Here is a 5,836-nt window from a genome sequence, read left to right as displayed (position 1 = left end):
AGTTCGGCGCGCCAGCGGGCGAGGACATCAGCAGCTGCGTCGGGTGCAGTGAAGAGATGTCGCACCCGCGCCTCTCCAGCGATCATTTGCACGCCAGCGGTTAGGGCGGGAGTGGCGTCGAGATCGTGGCGGTGCCCGGCGTGCAGCATTCCGTGGTCGCCGGTCACCAGCAGCGTCGCCCCCGGTGGCAGCGCTTCGCACAGCGAGTGGACGAGGTTGTCCACAGTTCGCAGTACCGTACGCCATTGCGGTGAACCCGGTCCGTGGCCGTGCCCGGCCGCGTCGAGTTGCGGGATGTAGCCGTAGACCAGCCGTGGGCCGCGATCGCCCTCGGCCAGGATCTGTTGGATTTCGGCGAGGACCTCGTCCGGACGGGCGGCGGCGCGGTGATCCACCGGGCTGCCATAGACGACGCGAGTCAGTGGGGTGTTCCGATAGACGCCCGGGCCGACGCAGATCACGTCCACTCCCGCGCGCGTCATCTCGTCGAACATGCTCGGCATGGGCTGGACGCCGGTCGGCGGGAACAGTCCGCTGCCGTCGACGCCGCGCGCCGAGTCCAGACTCCACCCGAGCGTGTATAGCGTGTGGCCGGGATCGAGATCTCGCGGGGCGAGGCTGTAGCCGAGCACACCGTGCTCGCCGGAGCACAGGCCGGTGCCCAGGCTGGTCAGGCTGGTCGCCGTCGTCGACGGGAAACCCGCCCGCATGGCGCCGGTCCGGTGGGCAGCCAGGGTCGGTGCCGCGTCTGAGTGTTCGTGCAGGAGCACGTCGCCCAATCCGTCGACCAGAAGCAGCACGACGGTGTGGCTGCGCCCGATGGCGAGCCGCTGGCCCTCGCCGTAACCGAGGGCGGTAGTCGCCGCGGGCAGGGCGTCGGCGAGAGTGGGGCCGGTCCACATGTCGGGGGTGATGTCGTCGAGGGGACCCATGCATTTGACCGTACGGATTGCGACACTTCGGTGTTTGGGGTTTCCTCGCCGCCGCGGATGTGACATAGTTCTTGGTGGGCGACAGCTCTGTCGCTCGGAAATCTGAAGAAGGCAGTAAAAGAGCATGGCACAAGGAACCGTCAAGTGGTTCAATGGCGAAAAGGGCTTCGGCTTCATCGCTCCCGACGGTGGTAGCGAAGATGTCTTCGTCCACTTCAGCGCGATCTCGGGTAACGGCTACCGTAACCTCGAAGAAGCGCAGCGCGTCGAATTCGACATCGAGCAGGGCCCGAAGGGTCCGCAGGCGACTAACGTCGTCGCGGTCTAATCTCAGACCTCAACGAGCGCCCCGGTTCAGTAGAACCGGGGCGCTCGTCTGTGTCTGGAGTCGCGGTGATCGGGGCCGATCAGGCGCCGATAGCCGGGCCGATTACCCGCCAGCTGTCGCGTAGTTGATTCTCGAAGAGCATCCAGGTGTGCGCACCGGTGGGGAACTGGTGCAGCGTGTGGCGCACGCCGTGTCCGGCGAGAATGCTTGACATCTGCCGGGTGCAGCCAGCGGCGATGGCCTCGACCTGCGCTGGTCCGGCGAGAAGCGCTGGGCCCGCGTGCGCGCCGTCGGCGGTGCCGGGAACCCCGCTGCCGGACCCGAGGTAGATTGCCTTCCCGGCCAGCCGGGCCGGATGCAGGCTCGGATCATGGTCGGTCCACCCCGGCGATCCGGGTGGACCGAATACGGCGAAGGCATTGGCGCCACCCAGCGCCATTACCGCAGTGATGGAGGCCACTCCGATCGGGGAGCTGACGGCCGGGCAGCCGCTGTAGGAGGCCACCGCCTGGTACCGGTTGCCGCTGCGTCCAGCCAGGTCGAGGGCGGCGGGCGCGGTATGACTGACGCCAGCGATGGCGGCTCGTCCCGTGGTTTGCAGCGGACCCGCGATGGCGCGGGGAAGTTCGGTGCGCAGGTAGCTCTCCCAGGCGCCGACCGAGTAGTATTCGAAGCCGCCGCCCTGTGGTGAGACCACCGTGACACTTTTGCCTGCGAAGAAGCTCCGGTATGCCGTCATACGCAGCCAACTGTCGCCGTCGGAGCCGCCAGACCGGCCGTTGAGCAGGTACAAGACCGGTGCCGGACCACCGCCGCGCGGCCGCAAGACGGTGTTGACAACGGTGCGACCCAGGGCGGGCGAGTACAGGCTCACCTCGGACAACTGGCCGTCGATCTGCTTGATTGTCACCGCTCGCGCGGCGCCGGCCTGCAGGGATGCGGTCGCCGCGATGACGGCAAGGGCCAGCACGGCAACGGTGGCCTGCCGAATCGCTCGGCCAGCTCTGTTGCCAAAGTGGGAGGTGTGGCTATTGGTATGCACCGGGGTCATTGTGCCGTACCGCATCTCTCGTGGCCAGAGCTGCCCGCAGGTTGGAACAGAACCGCGACCATACTGGTAGTTATGGCGGACTCGACTTTTCCGACGGCCACCACGGTGGACGATTTTCACCGCAACCTGGCCGCAGTGACCGCGCGCCTCGAGGGCGCGGCTCGACGGGCCGGTCGCGATCCCGCGCAGATCCGGCTGCTGCCGGTGTCCAAGACGGTGCCCGCCGAACGTGTGCGGCTCGCCCTCGCCGCCGGATGCACCTGGCTGGGTGAGAACAAGGTGCAGGAAGCCAAACGCAAAGCCGCCGAACTCGCCGACACGCCTGCGCGCTGGTCGGTGATCGGGCACCTGCAGACCAACAAAGCCAAGGACGTCGCCGCCTTCGCCGACGAATTTCAGGCACTGGACAATGTCCGGGCAGCGGCCGCGCTGGACCGCAGACTGCAGGAACAAGGCCGCGCGATCGACGTCTTGGTCCAGGTCAACACGTCGGACGAGGACCAAAAGTACGGACTGGAACCCGACCATGTGCTCGGCTTCCTCCGCGAACTGCCGCAGTACTCGAGCCTGCGGGTGCGCGGACTGATGACCTTGGCCGTATGGTCGCGCGATACCGACCACGTCCGTGCATGCTTCCGGCGGCTGCGCGAGGTTCGGGACCGCATCCGCGATGTCGACTCTGACCTGATCGGTCCGGGTGAACTCTCGATGGGTATGTCCGGCGACTATGAGGTGGCCATCGAAGAAGGCTCGACATGCGTGCGAGTCGGGCAGGCGATCTTCGGCGCCCGGGCCACCCCGGACAGCCACTACTGGCCGGAATGAGTGACAGCCTCGGTACGCTCTACCTCGTGGTTGATTTCGCATATGTCATTGCCGGTTCCGAAGCGACCGGTGGCGCCGGCCTCCAAGCCGACCTGAAGACCTTCCAGGAACTGGGGGTCTACGGCGTGGGGACCATCACCTGCATCGTCTCCTTCGATCCGAAGAACAACTGGGGCCATCGCTTTGTCCCAATGGACCCGCAGGTGATCACCGACCAGATCGAGGCCGCCACCGCCGCGCACGACCTCGACGTCGTCAAAATTGGCATGCTGGGCACCCCGGCCACGATCGACGCCGTGGCCGAGGCGCTCGGTCGACAGCAGTGGCGGCACGTGGTGCTTGATCCGGTACTGATCTGCAAGGGGCAGGAACCCGGCGCCGCGCTGGACACCGATACCGCCCTGCGCGAGAAGATCCTGCCGCGCGCGAGCGTCGTGACCCCCAACCTCTTTGAGGCCACCGTGCTTTCCGGGCTGGCCCAGATCACCACCGAGGACGAGCTGATCGAGGCGGCGAAGCGTATTCACGCGCTGGGCCCGGCGTCGGTTGTCGTGAAGGGCGGGGTGGATCTACCCGGCGATGACGCCGTCGACGTGCTGTACGACGGTACCGAGGTTTCGGTGTTCCGGGCCCCGAAGATCGGCCAGGAGCGGGTCTCCGGCGCCGGCTGCACTCTGGCCGCAGCGATCACCGCCGAACTCGCCAAAGGCGCCGACATCGACGATGCGGTGCTTTTTGCCAAGGAATTCGTCACCGCGGGCATCGAGGGCCGGGTCGCGGCCAACACCCCGTTCGACTCTGTGTGGCAAGGTGCCTACGTTGAGCAGTTCGCCGCCGACGAACTCGCCTGATGGCACAGAACCACCCGCGCGGGGTGCGCTGGGCGCGCGGGCTCGGTGATGTCGCCATCCGAGAGTCGGGGATACGGTGGTCGCGTTGCGCCGCTAACGTCACTCGGTCAGCAGCGACAACAGCACCTGAGCCTCGCTGATCTGCGGCTCCTTGGTGGCCGTCAACAGCGTGAGTGGCCCCTGTGCCGCCCGGGACTTCAGGTCGGCGAACGCTGCCGACTGCTCGTCGTCGGTCTCGAGTTCGCGGCGGTACCGCTCGGCGAACTCGTCGAACTTGGCCGGGTCGTGTCCGTACCATTTGCGTAGATCGGTGGACGGCGCCACCGTCTTGCACCACTCGTCGAGGTCGGCGCGGTCTTTGCTGACGCCGCGCGGCCACAGGCGGTCGACCAGGATGCGGGCGCCGTCGGTGGGTGCGGGGTCGTCGTAGATCCGGCGGATCTGGATTTGTACCTCACTCATGTTCGCTCCCGTTGTTGATCGACTGGGCGTGCCGCAGTACCTCGTCCAGCATGGCAGGGGTGAGGCGGCCGGTGAAGGTGTTGTGCTGACTGACGTGGAAGCAGCCGAGGATCGTCAACCGTCGACCAGACCGATGGTGCACGGCCAATTCAGCGGCGTGTGCGAACTTCGGGCGGGGACGCGGTATTTCCCAGCCGCCAGCGCTGAGCACGGTGAATAGCGCCTGCCAGCCGAAGGCGCCGAGGACCACTACCGAACGCAGCGTCGGGGCAAGCAGTTCCAATTCCCGCGCCAGATAGGGGGAGCAGCGGTCCCGTTCGGCCGGGGTGGGCTTGTTCTCCGGGGGAGCACAGTGCACGGGCGACGAGATCCGTGCACCCGTCAGCGTCAGACCGTCGTCGGCGGCCCAAGCTGTCGGCTGGCTGGCCAAGCCGACGCGGTACATTGCGGCGAAGAGGAAATCGCCGCTACGGTCACCGGTGAACATCCGGCCGGTGCGGTTGGCGCCGTGGGCGGCCGGAGCCAAGCCGACGATCAGCATTGCGGCATCCGCCGGTCCGAAGCCTGGCACCGCTTTGCCCCAATACGACTGTTCGGCGAAGGAGGCGCGTTTGATGTGCGCCACCTGCTCGCGCCAGGCCACCAGTCGAGGGCAGGCGAAGCATTCGGTGATCAGCTGGTCGAGGTGCGCCACATCGGGCATCGTCGGTGCGCGATCGGGAGCGGTCTGACCTGCGGAGGCAGCCATAGTTCCACGGTACTCGTGGGTGTGCCGTCAGCCCGCGGTGCGGGCGTGCCAGCGGCCGTCGGTTTTGCTGATCGCGATCGGATAGTCGAAGCATGCGCTGACGTGCTCGGTGGTGAGAACGTCGTCGGCCGGGCCACACTGCAGCAGGCGGCCGCCGCCGATCAGCATGGCGTGCGTGGTGCTGACCGGCAGCTCTTCGAGATGGTGCGTCACCAGCACCGTCGCCAAGTCCGGATGGGTGTGGTGCAGGTCGTCGACGGTATGCAGGAATCGTTCGCGCGCCGCGACGTCGAGCCCGGTGGTCGGCTCGTCGAGCAACAGGAGGTCAGGGTCGGGCAGCAGCGCCCGGGCGATCAGGACGCGGCCGCGCTCACCCTGCGAGAGGTGGGGCCACACGGCGCCGCGGATCGGACCGAGCCCGAACATGTCGATCAGTTCGTCGGCCCGGGCCGCGGTGTCGGCTGTCGGGGTCCAGCGGGGGACGAGGTCGTTGCTTCCGGTGGCTCCGGTCAGGACCACCTCGACGACCGTCAGCGGCGTACGCAGCCGATGCCGCGGATTCACGTGGCCGATCGAGTGTCGGAGCTCCCGTATGTCGACGGTCCCGAGCCGGCGCCCCAGAATTGCGGCGTGCCCCCG

General features: G+C 67.4%; 8 protein-coding genes. 3 read left to right on the top strand and 5 right to left on the bottom strand.

What is annotated here, in order from left to right:
• Window positions 1-932 (bottom strand): alkaline phosphatase family protein (locus tag WAW85_RS12040; protein ID WP_422559847.1); only part of this gene is annotated, 932 nt, incomplete at its 3' end.
• A 124-nt stretch (window positions 933-1,056) separates the two neighbouring features.
• Between WAW85_RS12040 and WAW85_RS12035 the strand changes: the two genes are divergently transcribed.
• Window positions 1,057-1,260 carry a cold-shock protein gene (locus tag WAW85_RS12035; protein ID WP_422559846.1) on the top strand — a complete coding sequence of 68 codons (204 nt, stop codon included), beginning with the start codon at window positions 1,057-1,059 and terminating at the stop codon, window positions 1,258-1,260.
• A 79-nt stretch (window positions 1,261-1,339) separates the two neighbouring features.
• On the opposite strand, the gene WAW85_RS12030 is transcribed toward WAW85_RS12035, so the two are convergent.
• Window positions 1,340-2,302: an alpha/beta hydrolase gene (locus WAW85_RS12030; RefSeq protein WP_422559845.1), complete on the bottom strand. Its 963-nt coding sequence runs from the start codon at window positions 2,300-2,302 to the stop codon at window positions 1,340-1,342.
• An 81-nt stretch (window positions 2,303-2,383) separates the two neighbouring features.
• Between WAW85_RS12030 and WAW85_RS12025 the strand changes: the two genes are divergently transcribed.
• Complete coding sequence (locus WAW85_RS12025; RefSeq protein WP_422559844.1) at window positions 2,384-3,136, top strand: YggS family pyridoxal phosphate-dependent enzyme; 753 nt, start codon at window positions 2,384-2,386, stop codon at window positions 3,134-3,136.
• Between the two features lie 26 nt (window positions 3,137-3,162).
• A complete protein-coding gene (gene thiD, locus WAW85_RS12020) occupies window positions 3,163-3,987 on the top strand; it encodes a bifunctional hydroxymethylpyrimidine kinase/phosphomethylpyrimidine kinase (RefSeq protein WP_422559848.1) in 825 nt (274 codons plus the stop codon).
• 99 nt (window positions 3,988-4,086) lie between these two features.
• Here thiD and WAW85_RS12015 read toward each other — a convergent pair whose 3' ends face one another.
• From WAW85_RS12015 to WAW85_RS12005, 3 genes are all read right to left on the bottom strand, one after another.
• Window positions 4,087-4,449 carry a DUF488 domain-containing protein gene (locus WAW85_RS12015; RefSeq protein ID WP_422559843.1) on the bottom strand — a complete coding sequence of 121 codons (363 nt, stop codon included), beginning with the start codon at window positions 4,447-4,449 and terminating at the stop codon, window positions 4,087-4,089.
• The gene (locus tag WAW85_RS12010; RefSeq protein ID WP_422559842.1) at window positions 4,442-5,197 is read right to left on the bottom strand and encodes a uracil-DNA glycosylase; all 756 of its coding nucleotides are present in this window, start codon (window positions 5,195-5,197) and stop codon (window positions 4,442-4,444) included. Before WAW85_RS12010 ends, WAW85_RS12015 begins: the two co-directional genes overlap by 8 nt.
• 27 nt (window positions 5,198-5,224) lie before the next feature.
• A partial coding sequence (locus tag WAW85_RS12005; RefSeq protein WP_422559841.1) for an ATP-binding cassette domain-containing protein occupies window positions 5,225-5,836 on the bottom strand: 612 nt, incomplete at its 5' end.

This window comes from Gordonia sp. (in: high G+C Gram-positive bacteria), assembly GCF_049299075.1.
GTDB lineage: Bacteria > Actinomycetota > Actinomycetes > Mycobacteriales > Mycobacteriaceae > Gordonia.
This window is presented reverse-complemented; position numbering and strand designations above follow the sequence as displayed.